The organism is Arthrobacter sp. BC5 (assembly GCF_056680255.1).
In genome coordinates this window covers 3,695,088-3,714,018 of sequence record NZ_CM155273.1, presented here as the reverse complement: position 1 = coordinate 3,714,018, position 18,931 = coordinate 3,695,088, and the positions used below count along the sequence as shown (strand labels likewise).

Below are 18,931 nucleotides of genomic sequence, written 5' to 3'. Positions count from 1 at the left end.
GCGAGTTTCAATAAGTGAAATATACGCCGACGCCGAAAGCAAGGAGGGGAGCATGGCCGAATCATCGACGCGCACCGTCGAACGGGCCCTCGTGCTCCTCGGGGCAGTCTGCGACGCCGGGTCGCTGACCCTCGCGGACGCCGCACGGGAAGCGGACCTCTCGGCGTCCACGGCCCTCCGCCTCCTGCGCACGCTGGAGGGGACGGGCTTCGTCCGGCGCGACGGGCTCGGGACCTACCGGCCGGGGCTCCGGGTGGTGCAGCTCGGTGCGCAGGCGCTCGGCCACGAATCCCTGGTGTCCCTCGCCGAACCCGCCCTCGAGCGGCTCGTGGAGCAGACCGGCGAATCCGCCTACCTCAGCGTCTCGTCGCACGACGGCGAGGGTGTGTACCTGGCGATGCGCGAGGGCACCCATTCCGTGCGCCACGCGAGCTGGGTGGGGCGGAGCATCCCGCTGGAGGGGACGGCCGTCGGTGCGGCCCTGGCCGGCGACCGCCCCGGCGCCGGTTTCGTCGTCGTGCGCGACGGCATCGAGGCGGACGTGACCGCCATCGCAGCACCCGTGTCACCCGGCGGGCGGCCGGTCGCGGCGATCAGCGTCGTCGTCCCCAGCTACCGCATCACCGAGGCCGGAGCCCGCCGTATCGGTGCGCTCGTCGCCCGGGAGGCCACCGCCCTCCTGGCCCACCCCGACACCCGTGTCGCCCTGCCCGAGGACCTGACAGGAGAACCAGCATGACCGGCAGCACCTCCAGCACGAGGACCCCCACCCACGATGCGTCCCGCAGGATCCGGGCCGCGCGCGGCACCCGGCTGACGGCGAAGAGCTGGCAGACGGAAGCGCCGCTGCGCATGCTCATGAACAACCTGGACCCCGAGGTCGCCGAACGGCCCGAGGACCTCGTGGTCTACGGCGGGACGGGCCGGGCGGCGCGCAGCTGGGAAGCGTACGACGCCATCGTCCGCACGCTCGAGACCCTCGACGACGACGAGACGCTCCTCGTGCAGTCCGGCAAGCCCGTGGGCGTGTTCCGCACCCATGCGTGGGCGCCGCGTGTGCTGCTCGCCAACTCGAACCTCGTGGGCGACTGGGCCACGTGGCCGGAGTTCCGGCGCCTCGAGGCCGAGGGCCTCATGATGTACGGGCAGATGACGGCCGGCTCCTGGATCTACATCGGCACGCAGGGCATCCTCCAGGGCACCTTCGAGACATTCGCCGCCATCGCGCGCAAGCGCTTCGGCGGGAGCCTCGCGGGCACGCTGACCCTGACGGCAGGCTGTGGCGGCATGGGCGGCGCCCAGCCCCTCGCCGTCACCCTCAACGGCGGAGCCGTCCTCATCGTCGACGTCAGCGAGGCCCGCCTGCGCCGCCGCGTCGCGAAGCGGTACCTGGACACCGTCGCGGACACGCTCGACGACGCCGTCGCCCAGGTCCTCGCCGCCAAGCGGGAGAAGCGCGCCCTGTCCGTCGGCGTGGTCGGCAACGCCGCGACCGTCTTCCCCGACCTGCTCCGGCGCGGGCTCGACGTCGACATCGTCACCGACCAGACCTCCGCCCACGACCCCCTGAGCTACCTCCCGGAGGGAATTGCCCCCGACGAGTGGGAGCGCGAGGCCTCGGCCGATCCCGACGGCTTCACCAAGAAGGCCCAGGCCTCCATGGCCCTGCACGTCGAGGCGATGGTCGGCTTCCTGGACGCCGGCGCGGAGGTCTTCGACTACGGCAACTCGATCCGCGACGAGGCGCGCAAAGGCGGCTACGGGCGTGCCTTCGACTTCCCGGGATTCGTGCCCGCCTACATCCGCCCCCTGTTCTGCGAAGGGCTCGGCCCGTTCCGCTGGGTCGCGCTCTCCGGGGACCCCGCGGACATCGCCGTCACGGACGCCGCCCTCAAGGACCTGTTCCCGGACGACGGGCACCTGCACCGCTGGCTCGACGCCGCCGCCGAGCACGTCGAGTTCGAGGGCCTGCCGGCCCGCATCTGCTGGCTCGGCTACGGGGACCGCGCGAAGGCCGGCCTGCTCTTCAACCGGCTGGTCGCCGAGGGCAAGGTCTCGGCACCGATCGTCATCGGGCGCGACCACCTCGACTCCGGGTCCGTCGCCTCGCCCTACCGCGAGACCGAAGCCATGGCGGACGGCTCGGACGCCGTCGCGGACTGGCCCCTCCTGAACGCCCTGCTCACCACGTCTTCGGGCGCCACCTGGGTGTCCATCCACCACGGCGGCGGCGTCGGGATCGGCCGGTCCCTCCACGCCGGGCAGGTCTCGGTCGCGGACGGGACGGACCTCGCCGCCCGGAAGCTCGAGCGCCTCCTGACGAACGACCCCGGCATGGGCGTCATCCGCCACGTCGACGCCGGGTACGAGCGCGCCCGCGAGGTCGCCGCCGAGCGCGGCGTGCGCATCCCCATGCAATCCTGAAGGCCCCGCAACGCCACCGAAAGGCATCGACGTGCAGACCGTCTCCTCCGTCCTCGAGTCCATCAGCGACGTCGGCCGCGATCCGGCCCGCGGCGGGTACTCCCGCGGCGTCTACACGGGTGCCGAGCTCTCCCTGCGGGAGTGGTTCTCCACCGAGGCCGCAACCCGCGGGCTGTCGGTGGAGACCGACCGCAACGGCATCCTCTGGGCCTGGTGGGATGCGACGGGCAGCCGCGACGGCGCCCTCGTCACCGGCAGCCACCTCGACTCGGTGCCCGGGGGCGGGGCATTCGACGGTCCGCTCGGCGTGGCCTCGGCGCTCGTCGCCGTCGACCTCCTGCGCGAGCGCGGGATGCAGCCGAACCGCTCGCTCGCCGTCGCGGTCTTCCCCGAGGAGGAGGGCTCGCGGTTCGGCGTCTCCTGTCTCGGGTCCCGCCTGCTCACCGGGACGCTCGATCCCGACTCCGTGCGGTCCCTGAAGGACACCGACGGCACCACGTTCGCCGAGGCGGCCCTGGCAGCCGGCATCGATCCGACGCACCTGGGCCGGGACGAGGACGCCATCCGGCACATCGGCGACTTCGTCGAGCTCCACGTCGAGCAGGGGCGCGGGCTGATCGACCTCGACGCCGCCGTCGCCATCGGCTCCACCATGCTCGGCCACGGCCGCTGGCGCCTGTCCATCACCGGCCAGGGCAACCACGCCGGAACCACCCTCATGGCCGACCGCGCCGACCCGATGATCGCCGCGGCCCAGGTGGTGCTCGCCGCGCGGAAGATCGCCGCGGAGCAGGACGGCGCGCGCGCCACGGTCGGCAGGCTGCAGCCCGTGCCGGGCGGGACGAACGTGATCGCCTCGCGCATCGACCTCTGGCTCGACGTCCGCCACGAGGAGGATGCCGTCACGGCGTCGCTCATCGAGAGGATCCACGGCCAGGCCCAGAAGATCTGCGCGTTCGAGGGCTGCCGCGCCACGCTGACCGAGGAATCCCGCAGCTCCACGGTGCACTTCGACGGCGCTCTGCAGCGCACGCTGGGCAACGCGCTCGGGCGCTCCTTCCCGGGCACGCCGACGCTGCCCACCGGGGCGGGGCACGACGCCGGCATCCTGGGCGCCATCGCGCCGACGGCCATGCTGTTCGTCCGCAACCCCACCGGTATCAGCCACTCACCCGAGGAGTTCGTGGAGCGCGAGGACGCCGATGCCGGGGCCACGGCCCTCGCCGACGTCCTCGAAGACCTGCTGTGACCGGGGACGCCGTCCGGCCCGGCCTCGCACCGGGCCCGGACGCGGCGCGGCCCGACGCCGTCGGTGCCGTCTGGTGCGAGCACGCCTGGCTCGGAGCCGGCGGCGTGGCGGACGCGGTCCGGGTGGAGGTCGACGGCGCGGGGACGGTCGTCGGCGTCCTGCCCGGCGTCCCCGCGCAGGACGGCGACATCGTCCTGTCCGGTGTGGCCTTCCCCGGCGCCGCCAATGCGCATTCGCATGCCTTCCACCGCGCCCTGCGGGGCCGCACCCATGACCGCGGCGGGACGTTCTGGACCTGGCGGGAGACCATGTACCGCGCGGCCGGAGCACTGACCCCGGCGCTCTACGAGGAACTCGCCACCGCCGTCTACGCCGAGATGGTCGCGGTGGGCTGGACGAGCGTCGCGGAATTCCACTACGTCCACCACCAGCCCGACGGCACGCCCTACGGGCACGGGGACTCCGGCCCGCACGCCATGGAGCTCGCCCTCGCGCGCGCTGCCGTCCGCGCCGGCATCCGGCTGACCCTGCTCGACACCTGCTACCTCGCCGGGGGTTTCGGCACGCCCCTCGAGGAGGGGCAGCGCCGGTTCTCCGACGGCACGGCCGCCCGATGGCTCGACCGGCTCGCGTCCCTCCGTGCAACGGTCTCCTCGCTGTACCCCGCGCAGCGGGTGTCCGTCGGCGCCGCCATCCACTCCGTGCGGGCCGTCCCCGAGGAGCAGCTGGCCGTCATCGCGCAGCACCTGCCGCCGGATGTACCCCTGCACGTGCACCTCTCCGAGCAGCCGGCTGAGAACGAGGACTGCCTCCGCGCCACGGGCCGCACCCCGACCGCCCTGCTCGAGTCCTACGGGCTCGTCGGGCACCGGCTGTCCGCGGTCCACGCGACCCACGCCACCGGGCGGGACATCGCCGTCCTCGCAGATGCCGGGGCCGTCGTCGTCCTCTGTCCCACCACCGAGGCGGACCTCGCGGACGGCTTGGGCCCGGCCGGCGCCTTCCGAGCGGCGGGAGCGAGGCTCGCCCTCGGCACCGACCAGCACGCCGTCGTGGACCCGTGGCTGGAGATGCGGGCACTGGAGCACGGAGAGCGCCTGCGCACCGGGCGGCGGGGCCACTTCGATCCCGAGGACCTGCACGGCATCGCCGCGCTCGGCGGAGCGGCTGCCCAGGGACGCCGCGGAGCGGGCTTTCGTCCCGGTCGGGCCGCCGATTTCATGGCGGTCGACCCGCACAGTGCGCGCACCGCCGGATCCTCCCGGGAACAGCTCGCCTACACCGCCACGGGCCAGGACGTCACGGGTGTCGTCGTCGGTGGCGTCCTCGTGGCGCGCGACGGTGTCCACGCCACGCTCGGCGAACCGGCCGGCCTGCTGGTGGCGGCCATCGCCCGGCTGGACGACGCGGCGGATGCGGCGACCGGGCCCCGCCGGGCGAGCGGGACGCACGGCCGGGAGCGCCACTGATGTCCGTCCTGATCACGAATATCGGCGAGCTGCTCACCCAGGACGCCGACGGCGCGGTCCTGCGGAACGCCGGCGTGGTGTTCGAGGGTGAGCGCATCAGCTGGATCGGCCCGTCGGCGCAGGCTCCGGCCGCCGACGAGAGCCATGACGCCGGGGGCCGCGCCGGACTGCCGGGCTGGGTCGACAGCCACACCCACCTCGTGTTCGCCGGCGACCGGACGGCCGAGTTCGAGGCCCGCATGGCGGGGGAGTCCTACGCCGCGGGCGGCATCGCCGTGACCGTGGAGGCGACGCGCGCCGCGGGGGACTACGACCTCACGCGGCTCCTGCTGGCCCGGGTCGCCGAGGCCGCCGCGGGTGGTACCACCTACCTGGAGACGAAGACGGGCTACGGGCTCGACGTCGAGCAGGAGGCCCGCAGCGCGCGCATCGCGGCGGGCGTCGCCGACGAGGTCACCTTCCTCGGCGCGCACCTCGTACCGCACGGGGAGGACGCGGACGAGTACACCGACCTCGTCTGCGGCCCGATGCTCGACGCCGTCCTGCCCTACGTGCGCTGGGCCGACGTCTTCTGCGAGGCGGGGGCCTTCACCGCCGAGCAGTCCCGCCGGGTGCTCTCCGCGTGCGCCGACGCGGGCCTCGGACTGCGTGTGCACGGCAACCAGCTGGGGCAGGGCGACGGCGTGGCGCTCGCCGTCGAGTTCGGCGCCGCCAGCGTGGACCACGTCAACCACCTGTCCGACGCCGACGTCGACGCGCTCGCCGGCACCTGGGCGGGCGCGCCCTCCGTTCCCGGTACCGTTGCCACCTGCCTGCCCGCCTGTGATCTCTCGACGCGGCAGCCGTTCCCGCCCGCGCGGAGGCTGCTCGACGCCGGGGCGCAGCTCGCGATTGCCAGCAACTGCAATCCGGGGACGTCGTACACGAGTTCCATGGGCTTCTGCGTCGCCACCGCCGTCCTGCAGATGGGGCTGACCGTCCACGAGGCCGTCCGTGCGGCGACCTACGGGGGTGCGCTTGCGCTGCGGCGGCACACGGGCGACGACGTGGACGGACGCCGGGCCGTCGGCTCGCTCGCCGTCGGCCACCGGGCGGACCTGCAGCTGCTGAACGCGCCATCGGCCACGCACCTCGCCTACCGTCCCGGCATGCCGCTCGTCCACGCCGTCTGGAGGGCCGGCACCCGGGTGCGGTAGGCAGGCCGGACCGCGCGGTGGCTGGGAATCACGGGGCACCGCTGGGAGGATAGCGCCATGCCTGCCGAGTCCGCCTCCGCCTCCGCCTCCTCTGCGTCCGCTCCCGTCCTCGCGGACGCCCCCGCACCGAAGCGCCGCATCACCGCGGAGCTGCTGATCGTCTTCGGGCTGTCGCTCGGACAGTCCGCCGTGTACTCCACCGTGAACCTGGCGGAGAAGCTCTCGCGCGGCCCGCTCGCGGGCCAGACCACCACCCTGAATCCGGTGCTCGACGAGCGCCAGTACTTCGACCTCGCATATCAGCTCCTGGACATCCTCTTCGCGCTGGTGCCGGTGGCCCTCGTGCTGTTCCTGCTCAGCGGGCACGGCGCCTCCGCGTTCCGCCGCCTCGGTTTCACCTTCGAGAAGCCGCTGCGTACCGTCGGGTTCGGCGTCGGCCTGGCCGCGGTCATCGGCGTCGGCACCCTCGGGGTCTACGCCGGCGGCCGCGCCCTGGGCATCACCACGGCGCTGGTGCCCGCCGCGCTCGACGCCTACTGGTGGACCATCCCGGTCCTCGTGCTCTCGGCCGTCCGGCACGCGGTCCTCGAGGAGGTGATCGTGGTGGGATACCTGTTCCTCCGCCTGCGTGAGCTCGGCTGGTCGACGCCCGCGATCCTCCTCACGAGTTCGCTGGTCAGGGGCAGCTACCACCTCTACCAGGGCTTCGGCCCGTTCATCGGCAACGTGCTGATGGGGCTGCTCTTCGCCTGGTTCTACACGCGTACCCGCAGGGTCATGCCGCTCGTGGTCGCGCATGCGCTCATCGACATCACGGGATTCGTGGGATTCGCCCTGATCGGACCGGCCATCGGCATCGGCGGATGACGTGCCGGAGCAAGCCTCGCCGTCGCTGATTTGCGCACGACAATCATGACTAAATTATCGGAGAACCGCGGTGTTACCGTGATCCCATTCAGCGGGACGGCGGCTCCGACCGGGGGCCCCACCGGACCCTTCAGGAGGAATCATGAGTGTCGTCACCAGTGTCTCCGAGTGCAGCGTCCACAACTGCTCGTTCAACCGCGACGGCTGTACCGCCGTGGCCATCACGGTGTCGGGGAGCGAGGAGCACGCGTCCTGTGCCACCTTCATCGACACCTCCGTCAGTGGGGGGCTGCCCAAGATGCTGGCCCACGTCGGTGCCTGCCAGCGCTCGGAATGCAGCTACAACCACGACCTGCTGTGCGGTGCTCCGGCCGTCAAGGTGGGACCGGGCGCCGACGCAGCGGACTGCCTCACCTACACCCACGCCTGACCACCACGGCCAGTACGAGGAATGGACCGGACGATCGTCCGGTCCATTCGTCGTCCAGTGCCGACGAGGGCTAGATCTCGACGCGGCCGTTCTCGGTCTCGAACGTCACGGACATGATGCCCGGGGTGCCGTTCGGGGCGATCCACTGCACCTGCACGCCGTCGAGCGTCTCCTCGACGGCGGTGCCCAGCCACTCGGTCACCCGCTCCGAGGAACCGGCGATGGTCAGGCAATCCAGCTTGACGGCGGCCGGGCGTGCCTTCGAGGGGTGGAGGGACTCGGTGCCGTCATCCCAGCGCAGCAGGTAGGGGACCTGCGGATCCGCGATGAGCCCCTTGATGCCGATCTGCTGCCACGTCAGTTCCTGGCCGTCCGGGAACTTGCGGTTCCCCGGCACGGCGCTGCGGCCGAGGCGCTCCTCGAACGGTGCGAGATCGTCCACGGCCACGCACCAGCCCATCCAGCCGCCGCCCGCCTCGGAGCGCGCACGCACGGCCTGCCCGAACGGGGCCTTGTCCGACGCCGGGTGGTTCAGGACCTCCACGACCTCGAGGTACTGGCCGTTGACCAGCGGGAAGATCATGTTGCGGGTGCCGAAGCGCGGGTGCACACCACCTTTCACCGGCTCCACACCGAGCTTTGCGGCGATCCGGTCGGCCGTGGCGGAAAGTCCATCGGGTTCGCAGGCATATGAGACATGGTCCAGGCGCATGCCGATATTTTGGCACTAAGTGATCTGCGTCTCGACTTAGGCTCGCCTTACCGCCGCTCCCGGCCGTCGCGGGTGCATCGGAGGGAGCCGGTCCTGCTTCACGGAGGGTCATACGGGTTGCCGGATCCGCCGTGATGGGATTTCATGAAGGCAGGTCATGAGTGCCAGCACGAAGCCCCGGCTTGCTGGCCGGCAACCCTCCAACCGCGGTGGGGTGCCCCGGGTGAGGACCAGGTTCGGCGCTACTTCGGCGCCGTGCAAGCGCGGGCTCCTGCAGGGCCCGGTCTCCTGGAGCGGCGTGCACCGGCCGGAGCATCGGACCTCGGCGGAGCCCCTTGAACAGGGAGTACCATGTCCAACGATTGGTCCTTTGAGACACGCCAGATCCATGCCGGCCAGGTGCCGGATGCCGCCACGGGAGCGCGTGCGCTGCCCATCTACCAGACGTCGTCGTTCGTGTTCCCGAGCGCCGAGAGCGCCGCGAACCGGTTCTCGCTGACCGAACTCGCGCCCATCTACACCCGCATCGGGAATCCCACCCAGGAAGCGGTGGAGACGCGGATCGCGAGCCTGGAAGGCGGGGTCGGCGCGCTGCTGCTCGCCTCGGGCCAGGCGGCGGAGACCTTCGCCGTCCTCAACATCGCCGAGGCGGGGGACCACATCGTGGCGAGCCCCAGCCTCTACGGCGGCACGTACAACCTCTTCAAGCACACGCTGAAGAAGTTCGGCATCGAGACCACCTTCGTGCAGGACCCGGACGACCTCGAGCAGTGGCGGGATGCCGTTCGGCCCAACACCAAGCTCTTCTTCGGGGAGGTCGTCTCCAATCCCCGGCAGGACGTCCTCGACATCGAGGGCATCAGCGCCGTCGCCCACGAGCACGGGATCCCCCTGATCGTGGACAACACCCTGTCCACCCCGTATCTGATCCGGCCGATCGAGTGGGGCGCGGACATCGTGGTCCACTCGGCGACCAAGTACCTGGGCGGGCACGGCAACGCCATCGCCGGGGTCATCGTCGATTCGGGCAACTTCGACTTCGCACAGCACCCCGAACGGTTCCCGGGGTTCAACACGCCGGACGAGAGCTACCACGGGCTCGTCTACGCGCGGGACCTCGGCGTCGGCAGCGCGCTCGGCGCGAACCTCGCGTACATCCTGAAGGCGCGCGTCCAGCTCCTGCGCGATCTCGGCGCCTCCGTCTCCCCGTTCAACGCGTTCCTCATCGCGCAGGGACTGGAGACCCTCAGCCTGCGCGTCGAGCGCCACGTGCAGAACGCCCAGGCCGTCGCCGAGTGGCTCGAGGGTCACGACGACGTCGAGCGCGTCTCCTACGCGGGCCTCGCCTCGAGCCCCTGGTACGAGCGCGGGAGGAAGTACGGACGGAACGGCACGGGCGCGATCGTCAGCTTCGACATCGTCGGAGGGCTCGAGGCGGGCAAGCGCTTCGTGGACGGTCTCGAACTGCACTCCCACGTCGCGAACGTGGGAGACGTCCGCTCGCTCGTCATCCATCCGGCGTCCACCACGCACAGCCAGCTCGGGGCGGAAGCACAGCTCACCGCGGGAGTGCGCCCGGGCCTCGTCCGCCTGTCGGTGGGACTGGAGAACATCACCGACATCCTCGCCGACCTCGACGCGGGCTTCCGCGCCGCCAAAGGAGCCTAGCCCTTCGTGACCACCTACCCTCCTGCTCCGCTGTACCCCGGGATCGACGGCACGCGCCCTTCGGGGGACGGGCTCCTGCGCATCGCGTCGATCGGTCCGCTGGCCCTGGAGACCGGGGGCGGGCTGCCCGAGGTGCAGCTCGCCTTCGAGACCTGGGGCAGGCTGAACCGGGATGCCTCGAACGCCGTGCTCGTGCAGCACGCCCTGACGGGCAGCTCGCACGTGGCGCGCGGCGCCTCGGAGGAGGAGGGCTGGTGGGACTCGCTCGTGGGACCCGGCCGCACGGTGGACACCGACCGCTACTTCGTGGTGTCGATCAATATGCTGGGAGGCTGCTACGGCTCGACGGGGCCGGCGAGCCTCGCTCCCGACGGCACGCCCTGGGGATCGCGTTTCCCCTTCGTCACCATCCGCGATTCCGTGCGGGCCGAGGCCCTGCTCGCCGACCAGCTCGGCATCGGGCAGTGGCACTCGGTGCTCGGCGGGTCCATGGGAGGGGCGCGTGCCCTCGAATGGGCCCTGATGTATCCGCAGCGCGTCCAGCGCTGCGCCGTCATCGCCTGCACCGCCGCCAGCTCGGCCGAACAGATAGCGTTCGCCCAGGCGCAGCTGCAGGCGATCCGGCTCGATCCCGCCTACCGCGGCGGCGACTACTACGACGGCCCGCATCCGGATGCGGGCCTCGGCCTCGCCCGCCGCATCGCGCACATCACCTACCGATCGGAACGGGAGCTCGAAGCGCGCTTCGGCCGCGCGGAACAGGACGCCGAGCAGGCCTTCGGGTCCGCGCGGCCGGCCGAGCGCGGCCGCTACCAGGTCGAGAGCTACCTCGACCACCAGGCGGAGAAACTGGTGGACCGGTTCGACGCCAACAGCTACGCGATCCTGACCGAGGCGCTCATGAGCCACGACGCCGCACGGGACCGGGGGAGCCTGGACGACGCGCTCGGCGCCGCGACGTCTGACTTCTTCATCGCCGCCGTCGACACGGACCGGCTCTACTTCCCGGAGCAGTCCCTGCGGCTCGCGGACGGACTGCCCGGGGAGGTCCCCGTCCACATGATCTCCTCGCCCGTGGGGCACGACGCCTTCCTGACCCAGATCCACCAGCTCGACGGCCGGCTCCGCACCGCCTTCTACGCGCAGTAGCAGTCCACGGTTGGGTTTCCCCGGACGGGCACCTAGTCTTGGAGCTAAGCCTGCTTAGGAGTTCACGGCAGGCACGTCCGAGGCCGACGCCCCGGACTCATCGACGGACGTTGAAGAGGAGCTGTTCATGGAACTGAGCACCATTGGCTGGAACCAGGAAGCACGCGACAAGATCCTGCTCGACTCCGACCGCGCTCTCCAGGGCGCGGTCCGCGAGGCCGTGGAGACGATGGACGGGAAGTCCCGCGACGAGATCTACGAATTCCTCTTCCAGAAGCTGCAGCCGCAGTTCGTCGACTTCAAGCCCGGGCCCGATCTCAGCGCGTGCGCCGACGCCGTGGCCAACGGTGAGGTCTCGCTCGACAGCTGAACCAACGGCTGCGCTGGGCCCGCGAGAGTACAGGAACGACCGGCCGGGAGAGCTTCGGCCGGTCGTTCCTGTCGGTCCGGCCGCTTCCTGTCGTTCCGACGGGGAAACCGGCCGGACCGCCGGGCCGTCCGTATCAGTCCCCAGCGCCCGGGGGCATCCCCGGCCCGAAGATCGGCGACGGTTCGAGACGCTTTGCGGTCACGCCGTCGCCCGAGGACTGGTGCCGGAGGCGCCGCAGCACCCACGGGACGAAGTACTCGCGGGCCCACACGAGGTCCTCGGCGCGGGCCTTGCGCCAGGAGCGGGCCGGGAGGTCCTTCGGGAGGAGCGGCTCGAGGGTATGCCGGACGGCCAGGGTGTCGAGGACCATCGCGGCGATGGTGTGGTGTCCCAGCGGCGAGAAGTGCAGGCGGTCCGAGGACCACATCTGCGGGTTCCTGAGCTGCCGCAACGCCCACATGTCCGCGATGACCGCTTCGTGGCGTGCCGCGACGGTGCGCAGGTTCTCGTTGAAGATGGCGGTCTTCGACCGGATGCTGCCCAGCACGGTCTCCCGTACGTCCGGGCCGGTGAAGAGGACCACCGTGGCGCCCGAGGCCGCCAGGGTCGCGACGACGGCGTCGAGCTTCTCCGCGAGCAGATCCGGATCCCCGCCCGGGCGCAGGAGGTCGTTGCCGCCGGCCGAGAGGGTGACGAGGTCCGGCCGCAGGGCCAGGGCCGGTTCCACCTGCTGGTCGATGATCTGCTGCAGCAGGCGCCCCCTGACCGCGAGATTCGCGTAGGCGAAGCCTGCCTGCCCGCGGGACAGTTCCTCGGCCACCCTGTCCGCCCAGCCGCGGTTTCCGCCGACGCTCGCCGGGTTGGGGTCCCCGATCCCCTCGGTGAAGGAATCGCCCAGGGCCACATACCTCTGCCACGGGTGCGGCTCGGGGTTCAGGCTCGGATCGATCATCGGACCGTTCGGGATCGGGGCCGGGCCGCTCGAGGGCGTGGGCGTGGTCGGCAGGGAGGATCGGGCGTCGGCAGTGCTCACCCGACCATTCTCCCAACTCGGGCCTCCCGTGAGTCAACGCCCGGTGTCGTGCCAAGATAGGAACCATGACCGAACCTGCCCCTGGCGCAGCCGCGCCCTCCACGAGTTCCTGGGACCCCGTGGTCCTGTGGTCGAAGCCGGAGTCCGAGCGGGCAGGCACGCCCCTGCTCGTCCTGTTCCACGGCTACATGGCCAACGAGGAGGACCTCATGGGCCTCACCGACCACCTGCCCACGGAGTTCACCGTGGCGTCCGTGCGCGCTCCCCGCGCCGTGGGGCAGGGCTTCTCCTGGTTCCCGCTGTCCCGCGAGGACGACTACTCGGTGGAGCGGGTCGTCGAGAGCGTCGGCGCCGTGTCCGCGTGGCTGGACACCGTCCGGGAAGCACACTCGAGCGTCAGCATCCTCGGCTTCTCGCAGGGCATGGGGGTGGCGACGTCGCTGCTGAGGCACCGGCCCACCGACTTCGCCTGCGTCGTGGGGCTGTCCGGATTCGCCGTGCCCTCGGAAGGGCACCCCTTCTTCCGCGACGACGACGCCGCGGCCACGCCCGTCCCGTTCTTCTGGGGACGTGACCAGGAGGACCAGGTCATCACGCCCGAGATGATCGAGTTCACCCACGCCTGGCTGGTGAAGCACACGAAGCTCACCAAGATCCTCTACTCGAACATGTTCCACAGCATCAACCAGCGCGAACTCGCGCACGTGCGGGAGTTCCTGAGCATGACGGTCCTCGGCCGGCGCTGATCCGCGCAGGGTCCTCCGAACGGGCCGCCCGCTCCGCCTAGGAGCGCGTGATGCGGACGGTCTCGCCGTTGACGTGCACGGTGTCCCCGGCATGCAGCTGCCGGCCGCGGCGTTCCTCGATCTCGCCGTTGACCTGGACCAGGCCGTTGTCGATCAGGGCCTTGGCCTCCACTCCGTCCTCCGCGAGCGAGGCGAGCTTCAGGGCCTGCCCGAGCCTGATCATGTCGTCCCGGATGGGCAGTTCTGCGATGGATGCGTCGTCGGTCATGCGATCCATCATGCCGGATGCCCGCGCACTAGGCTGTACGGGTGTCTGATGCGCCCGCGCTGCCCCCTGCCCTCGGTTTCCCCCTCGCCCTCGCCGCCGGGCTCGCGATCCCCGTCCAGGGCAGGATCAACGGCGCCCTGGGGACGGTGCTCGACGACGGCATCGCGGCGGCCCTGATCAGCTTCGGCACGGGACTCGTCGTGATGATCGCCCTCACGCTCGTGCTGCCGAGCGCACGCGCCGGAGCGCTCCAGATCATCCCCTCCGTCCGCGAGCGCCGCTTCCCGCCCTACTATGTGGCGGCCGGTGCCATCGGTGCGTTCTTCGTGTTCTCCCAGTCGCTGACCATCGGCATCCTCGGCGTCGCGCTGTTCACGGTGGCGGCCGTCATGGGCCAGTCGCTCAGCGGGCTCCTGGTGGACCGCGCGGGCATCGGCCCGGGCGGGAAGCGCGCGGCCACGCCCATGCGCGTGATCGGTGTCGTCCTGACGGTCCTGTCCGTCGTCTGGGCCGTGTCACCGCGCTTCGGTGCCGCGGGCGAGGTATCGGGCTGGCTGGTGCCCGTGCTGCTCCCCGTCGCCGCCGGCGTGCTGATGAGCTTCCAGCAGGCGATGAACGGGACGGCGGCGCTGCACTACGGCACGCCGCTCGCGGCCACGCTCATGAACTTCATCGCGGGCACCGCAGTCCTGCTGACCGCCTGGCTCATCAAGATCGCCGTCGCGGGACCGGGCAATCCGCTGCCGTCGGAGTGGTGGTACTACCTCGGCGGTCCCATGGGGTGCGTCTTCATCGGGCTCGGTGCGCTGCTCGTGCGCAGCCTCGGGGTCCTGCTTACGGGGTTGTGCATGATCGGCGGGCAGCTCGTGGGCTCGCTCCTGCTCGACCTCGTGTTCCCTGCTCCCGGCACCATCATCGTGTTCGCGACGATCGCCGGGACGCTGCTGACGCTCGGCGCGATCATCCTCACCACCCTGCCCTGGCCCCGGCGCGCCCGGGCCCGATGAACCCAGGGCGTGCGCTGCGGGGGCCTGTCCGTCAGGAGCCGGCCCCCGCAGTGCGGCGTCCGGTCTAGCGGTCCGCGACCTCGTGGTCGTGGTCGTGCTCGGGGTGGAGTCCACCGCCGCTCTCGGTGCCGCCACCGAGGGGGTTGCCCTCGAAGCGGTCCTTCGGTCCCTTGCCCTTCACCGGGGCTCCGGCGCCGTTCACGTCGAACGTGCTCATGGCGTACGTCACCGTGAGGTGGGCGACGGCGTCGCTCAGCTGGTCGAGCGCCTCGAGGCTGAGGTTGTCGGTGTCGTCACAGGCCGCGTGGTAGCAGGCGTCGTACGGAGCGCCCGCGACGCCGCCGAAGAGAGCAGCCTGTTCGGGTGTCTTGATGCCTTCCGCGCCCGTGAACAGCCCGCCGGCCGGGATCCCTTCGGCGATGAAGGGTCCGTAGTCGCTGCGGCCGCTGAAGGCCGTCTCGCCGGATGCAAGGCCCTCCGACGCGAAGTAGTCGTGGAAGTCCTGCTCGATCTGCCCGGAACCCTCAGGGCCCGCCGCGGCGTCCGGACCGACCGGGAACGCCGAGTTGTCGCCGTCGTACACGAAGCGGCCGAAGTTCGGCGAGCCGATCATGTCGAAGTTGAGGTAGAGGCCCACCGAATCGAGCAGGCCCTTCTCGGCGAGGTCGGCGACGTAGTACTCCGAGCCGAGCAGGCCCTCCTCCTCCGCGCCCCACCACGCGAAGCGGACCTTGTTCGTGGTCCTGACCTTGCTCATGCCCTCGGCCACCGCGAGGATCCCCGCGCTGCCCGTCCCGTTGTCGTTGATGCCGGGGCCCGCCAGGACGCTGTCCAGATGCGCGCCGACCATGACGACGTTGTCGGGGTCTCCGGTGGCGGTCTCTGCGATGACGTTGTACGTCTCGCGGGTCTCCGAGATCGTGTCCACGGCGACCCTGCCGGTCACGTCGTCGCCGATCAGGCTGGTGCCCGCGGCGAAGCTCGCGCCCACGACGGGGATCCCCACGAGGCCCGGCGCCCCGAGCGTCCCGGCGACGGCGCCGGTGTTCAGTCCTACTCCGGTGTTGAAGACCACCACGGCGGTGGCGCCCGCAGCTTCGGCATTGGCCGCCTTGAGGGCGAAGGTGCACCCGCCGCGCTGCACCAGGGCGATGGATCCGGCCGTGAAGCCGGCGAAGTCCGCCGCCTCGCAGCCGCTGGTCCCGGCGGCGCTCGCCGTGCCGGTCGTGTCCACGGTCTCGATGGCTCCGGAGATGTCTCCGCCGGAGGAGTAGGTCATGGTGGCCACGTCGTCGGGGCCGTAGGTGACGGCGTCGGGCGTGGACTGCTCCAGCACGGCCGGATCGAGTTCGGCGAAGAACGGGAAGGTGAAGGGTTGCACGGTGGGCGTGTAGCCCGCCGCGGTGAGCTTGCCCACGATGTAGTCGACCGAGTCGGAGTAGCCCTCGGTGCCGGAGGCGCGGGTATCGCCGTTGGCTTCGGCGACGGCGTCCAGGGCGGTGAGGTGTCCCACCACCTTCTCCACGGTGACGGCGGTCCGGAGTTTCTGCGAGGAGTTGTTGGTGCTGGTGTCGTGCGTGGGAGCGGCTGTGGCCGCGAGACCGCTGCCGGCTACGAGAGCGAGACTGCCGGCGAGGGCCAGCGTCGAGCGACCGAGCCGGGCGCGCGGAGCAAGGGGGAGGGTCACGGAGTTCCTTCGGGTGCGAGCGCCCGGTCCATCCGGGCTGAAGTGACGTGGATCACACGTCGCAATGGGATCAACCTAGGAAGAGTTCGGGCGCGGCGTCAAGGTGTACGGAGTCCGTGCCCGGAACCGGCCTCGGCGCCCCGCACCGTCCCCCGGCGCCCGGGGCGGACCCGGTAGGCTTGCGGGTAGCTTCCGCGCCTGTCCACCCGGGCGGGACTGCCCGATGCACGCGACCCCCACCAGCGGACCGCACCCAGCGGCCTGCCCAGAACTGGAGAACCCACCATGGCAGCAGCCAAGTCAGCACTCGACCCCATCATCTCGCTCGCCAAGCGGCGCGGCTTCGTGTTCCAGTCGGGGGAGATCTACGGGGGTTCCCGTTCCGCCTGGGACTACGGGCCCCTAGGCGCGGAGTTCAAGGAGAACATCAAGCGGCAGTGGTGGCAGACCATGGTGCGCGGACGCGAGGACGTCGTCGGACTGGACTCCGCGGTCATCCTGCCCCGCCAGGTCTGGGAGGCTTCCGGGCACGTCGAGGTCTTCAGCGATCCGCTCGTCGAGTGCCTCTCCTGCCACAAGCGCTACCGAGCCGACCACCTCGAGGAGGAGTACGAGGAGAAGAAGGGCCGTGCGCCGGAGAACGGACTCAAGGACGTCACCTGCGCCAACTGCGGCACCAAGGGCCAGTGGACGGAGCCGCAGGAGTTCTCCGGACTGCTCAAGACCTTCCTGGGGCCCGTGGCCTCCGAGGAGGGCATGCACTACCTGCGGCCCGAGACCGCCCAGGGCATCTTCGTGAACTTCAACAACGTGCTGACCACCGCGCGCAAGAAGCCGCCCTTCGGTATCGGGCAGATCGGCAAGAGCTTCCGGAACGAGATCACCCCGGGCAACTTCATCTTCCGCACGCGCGAGTTCGAGCAGATGGAGATGGAGTTCTTCGTCGAGCCCGGGACGGACGAGGAATGGCACAGGTACTGGATCGACCAGCGTTTCTCCTGGTACACGGACCTCGGCATCAAGGCCGACAACCTGCGACTCTTCGAGCACCCGCTGGAGAAGCTGAGCCACTACTCCAAGGGCACCACCGACATCGAGTACCGCTTCGGTTTCTCCGGCTCCGAGTGGGGTGAGCTCGAGGGCATCGCGAACCGCACGGACTTCGACCTCTCCACGCACTCGAAGCACTCGGGCACGGACCTCGGGTACTTCAACCAGGCCACCAACGAGCGCTACACGCCGTACGTGATCGAGCCCGCGGCGGGCCTGACACGCTCCTTCATGGCGTTCCTCGTCGACTCCTACACGGAGGACGAGGCGCCCAACGCCAAGGGGGGCGTGGACAAGCGCACGGTGCTGAAGCTGGACCCCCGGCTCGCCCCGGTCAAGGCCGCCGTGCTCCCGCTCAGCCGCAACGAGGACCTGTCCCCGAAGGCGAAGGACCTCGCGGCGCAGCTGCGCAAGGGCTGGAACATCGACTTCGACGACGCCGGCGCCATCGGCCGCCGCTACCGCCGCCAGGACGAGATCGGCACGCCGTTCTGCATCACGGTGGACTTCGACACCCTCGAGGACCAGGCCGTGACGATCCGCGAGCGCGACACCATGGCGCAGGAACGCGTGGCCCTCGACCAGGTGCAGGAATACCTCGCCGCGCGCCTGATCGGAGCCTGATGGCTCTCGAGTACCGCGCCTGGCAGGAGGGTGACGACCTCGAGCTCATCCAGCTCTGGGGCGGCCCGGAATCGGCGGCGGCCGAGCAGTTCCGCGGGTCCTTCCGCACGCCGTCGGACAATCCCTGGAACCGCTGCATCACGGTGGTGGACCAGGGGGTGCCGGTGGCGGCCGGCTGCGTGTACGGGGCGGCGCTCCACCCCGACCGGCTGTGGTGCTACATCGAGGTCGCCGAGGACCATCGGCGCGCGGGTATCGGGTCCACCCTGCTCACGATGCTCCAGCACGAGGCGGCGGGCTCGCCGACGGGAGTCACCGCACTGCGGTCGAAGGTGACGCCGGGGACCACCGGTGCCGCGTTCGCGGCAGCCACGGGCTTCGGCACGCTGCAGCGCTCACGGCTCGTCGTCGTCGGTCCCGGAGCCCTCGCGGCACCCGCCTTCGACGACGCCACCGGCCCGCAGCTCGAGGAATCCGCCACCGGGTCCGTCGAGCTGACCCGGGCACTGGCGACGTTCTACGAGTCCGTCCACGCCTGGGACCGTGCGGACATCAGCCTGGGGCGTGCCCAGCAGCTGTTCCTCGGCGACGCGAGCGGCGCCGGGGGAGCGATCGTGCTCCGTGACCGGCCCAAGGCCGACGGCGGTGCCATCGCGGCCTTCGCGGTCAGCTACACGCAGGCCCGGACCGACGATCCGGCGGACGTCCTGCTCGGCTACGACACGACGCTCAGCCCGCAGGAGCAGCAGGCCGCCGTCGCCACCATGATCGCCATGCTCGTGCACCAGTACCCCATCCAGCTCGAGGTGGACGACTCGATGGACGCGCTCGTCGCCGTCGTCGAACCCCTGCTGGCCACCGGCGCGGCACGGCTCGCAGGTCCGGAGACCCTGGTGGTCGCGACCGCCTGAGCGGCAGGACACCCCGGGCGCCACGCGACCGTCCGACGGCACGTAGGGCCGCTCCCGTGACCGGGAGCGGC

Annotated in this window: 18 protein-coding genes and 1 riboswitch; of the genes, 14 read left to right on the top strand and 4 right to left on the bottom strand. The window is 71.0% G+C overall.

Translation table 11 applies throughout. The annotated features are described in order from the left end of the window. The first annotated feature begins 52 nt into the window (after nucleotides 1-52). The 7 genes from AC1MFI_RS17375 to AC1MFI_RS17345 all read left to right on the top strand — a co-directional run bounded on the left by AC1MFI_RS17375 (nucleotide 53) and on the right by AC1MFI_RS17345 (nucleotide 7,635). Nucleotides 53-739 carry an IclR family transcriptional regulator gene (locus AC1MFI_RS17375; protein ID WP_479818538.1) on the top strand — a complete coding sequence of 229 codons (687 nt, stop codon included), beginning with the start codon at nucleotides 53-55 and terminating at the stop codon, nucleotides 737-739. Next, entirely contained in the window at nucleotides 736-2,424 is a 1,689-nt protein-coding gene (hutU, locus tag AC1MFI_RS17370; protein ID WP_479818536.1) for a urocanate hydratase, read from the top strand. Before AC1MFI_RS17375 ends, hutU begins: the two co-directional genes overlap by 4 nt. Before the next feature lie 31 nt (nucleotides 2,425-2,455). Then, complete coding sequence (locus AC1MFI_RS17365; protein WP_479818534.1) at nucleotides 2,456-3,673, top strand: allantoate amidohydrolase; 1,218 nt, start codon at nucleotides 2,456-2,458, stop codon at nucleotides 3,671-3,673. Next, nucleotides 3,670-5,142 carry a formimidoylglutamate deiminase gene (locus AC1MFI_RS17360; protein ID WP_479818532.1) on the top strand — a complete coding sequence of 491 codons (1,473 nt, stop codon included), beginning with the start codon at nucleotides 3,670-3,672 and terminating at the stop codon, nucleotides 5,140-5,142. Before AC1MFI_RS17365 ends, AC1MFI_RS17360 begins: the two co-directional genes overlap by 4 nt. Continuing rightward, nucleotides 5,142-6,338, top strand: coding sequence for an imidazolonepropionase (gene hutI / locus AC1MFI_RS17355; protein WP_479818531.1), 1,197 nt, complete (start codon nucleotides 5,142-5,144; stop codon nucleotides 6,336-6,338). Before AC1MFI_RS17360 ends, hutI begins: the two co-directional genes overlap by 1 nt. 57 nt (nucleotides 6,339-6,395) lie before the next feature. Continuing rightward, on the top strand, nucleotides 6,396-7,205 hold the full coding sequence (locus tag AC1MFI_RS17350) for a CPBP family intramembrane glutamic endopeptidase (RefSeq protein WP_479818529.1): 810 nt from the start codon (nucleotides 6,396-6,398) through the stop codon (nucleotides 7,203-7,205). Nucleotides 7,206-7,347: 142 nt separating this feature from the next. Continuing rightward, nucleotides 7,348-7,635, top strand: a complete 288-nt coding sequence (locus tag AC1MFI_RS17345) for a DUF1540 domain-containing protein (protein ID WP_479818527.1) — start codon at nucleotides 7,348-7,350, stop codon at nucleotides 7,633-7,635. Between the two features lie 70 nt (nucleotides 7,636-7,705). On the opposite strand, the gene AC1MFI_RS17340 is transcribed toward AC1MFI_RS17345, so the two are convergent. After that, the gene (locus AC1MFI_RS17340) at nucleotides 7,706-8,347 is read right to left on the bottom strand and encodes a VOC family protein (protein WP_479818525.1); all 642 of its coding nucleotides are present in this window, start codon (nucleotides 8,345-8,347) and stop codon (nucleotides 7,706-7,708) included. 153 nt (nucleotides 8,348-8,500) lie between these two features. Then, a riboswitch (SAM riboswitch) is annotated at nucleotides 8,501-8,617 on the top strand. A gap of 81 nt (nucleotides 8,618-8,698) precedes the next feature. Here AC1MFI_RS17340 and AC1MFI_RS17335 point away from each other — a divergent pair. The 3 genes from AC1MFI_RS17335 to AC1MFI_RS17325 all read left to right on the top strand — a co-directional run bounded on the left by AC1MFI_RS17335 (nucleotide 8,699) and on the right by AC1MFI_RS17325 (nucleotide 11,534). Beyond that, the gene (locus AC1MFI_RS17335; protein WP_479818524.1) at nucleotides 8,699-10,015 is read left to right on the top strand and encodes a bifunctional o-acetylhomoserine/o-acetylserine sulfhydrylase; all 1,317 of its coding nucleotides are present in this window, start codon (nucleotides 8,699-8,701) and stop codon (nucleotides 10,013-10,015) included. Nucleotides 10,016-10,021: 6 nt separating this feature from the next. Then, the gene (gene metX / locus AC1MFI_RS17330) at nucleotides 10,022-11,164 is read left to right on the top strand and encodes a homoserine O-acetyltransferase MetX (RefSeq protein WP_479818522.1); all 1,143 of its coding nucleotides are present in this window, start codon (nucleotides 10,022-10,024) and stop codon (nucleotides 11,162-11,164) included. Nucleotides 11,165-11,291: 127 nt separating this feature from the next. After that, on the top strand, nucleotides 11,292-11,534 hold the full coding sequence (locus tag AC1MFI_RS17325) for a hypothetical protein (protein WP_479818520.1): 243 nt from the start codon (nucleotides 11,292-11,294) through the stop codon (nucleotides 11,532-11,534). A 133-nt stretch (nucleotides 11,535-11,667) separates the two neighbouring features. On the opposite strand, the gene AC1MFI_RS17320 is transcribed toward AC1MFI_RS17325, so the two are convergent. After that, nucleotides 11,668-12,486, bottom strand: a complete 819-nt coding sequence (locus AC1MFI_RS17320; RefSeq protein WP_479820942.1) for an SGNH/GDSL hydrolase family protein — start codon at nucleotides 12,484-12,486, stop codon at nucleotides 11,668-11,670. A gap of 146 nt (nucleotides 12,487-12,632) precedes the next feature. Between AC1MFI_RS17320 and AC1MFI_RS17315 the strand changes: the two genes are divergently transcribed. After that, nucleotides 12,633-13,313: an alpha/beta hydrolase gene (locus AC1MFI_RS17315; RefSeq protein ID WP_479818518.1), complete on the top strand. Its 681-nt coding sequence runs from the start codon at nucleotides 12,633-12,635 to the stop codon at nucleotides 13,311-13,313. A 37-nt stretch (nucleotides 13,314-13,350) separates the two neighbouring features. Here the strand turns inward: AC1MFI_RS17315 and AC1MFI_RS17310 are convergent, their stop codons facing one another. Next, nucleotides 13,351-13,581, bottom strand: a complete 231-nt coding sequence (locus AC1MFI_RS17310; RefSeq protein ID WP_479818517.1) for an RNA-binding S4 domain-containing protein — start codon at nucleotides 13,579-13,581, stop codon at nucleotides 13,351-13,353. 41 nt (nucleotides 13,582-13,622) lie between these two features. Here AC1MFI_RS17310 and AC1MFI_RS17305 point away from each other — a divergent pair, with 41 nt between their 5' ends. Next, entirely contained in the window at nucleotides 13,623-14,588 is a 966-nt protein-coding gene (locus AC1MFI_RS17305) for a DMT family transporter (protein ID WP_479818515.1), read from the top strand. Nucleotides 14,589-14,652: 64 nt separating this feature from the next. Here AC1MFI_RS17305 and AC1MFI_RS17300 read toward each other — a convergent pair whose 3' ends face one another. After that, a complete protein-coding gene (locus AC1MFI_RS17300) occupies nucleotides 14,653-16,275 on the bottom strand; it encodes a M28 family peptidase (RefSeq protein ID WP_479818513.1) in 1,623 nt (540 codons plus the stop codon). A gap of 285 nt (nucleotides 16,276-16,560) precedes the next feature. Between AC1MFI_RS17300 and AC1MFI_RS17295 the strand changes: the two genes are divergently transcribed. After that, nucleotides 16,561-17,949 carry a glycine--tRNA ligase gene (locus AC1MFI_RS17295; RefSeq protein WP_479818511.1) on the top strand — a complete coding sequence of 463 codons (1,389 nt, stop codon included), beginning with the start codon at nucleotides 16,561-16,563 and terminating at the stop codon, nucleotides 17,947-17,949. After that, entirely contained in the window at nucleotides 17,949-18,860 is a 912-nt protein-coding gene (locus tag AC1MFI_RS17290) for a GNAT family N-acetyltransferase (RefSeq protein WP_479818509.1), read from the top strand. Before AC1MFI_RS17295 ends, AC1MFI_RS17290 begins: the two co-directional genes overlap by 1 nt. Nucleotides 18,861-18,931: the final 71 nt, after the last annotated feature.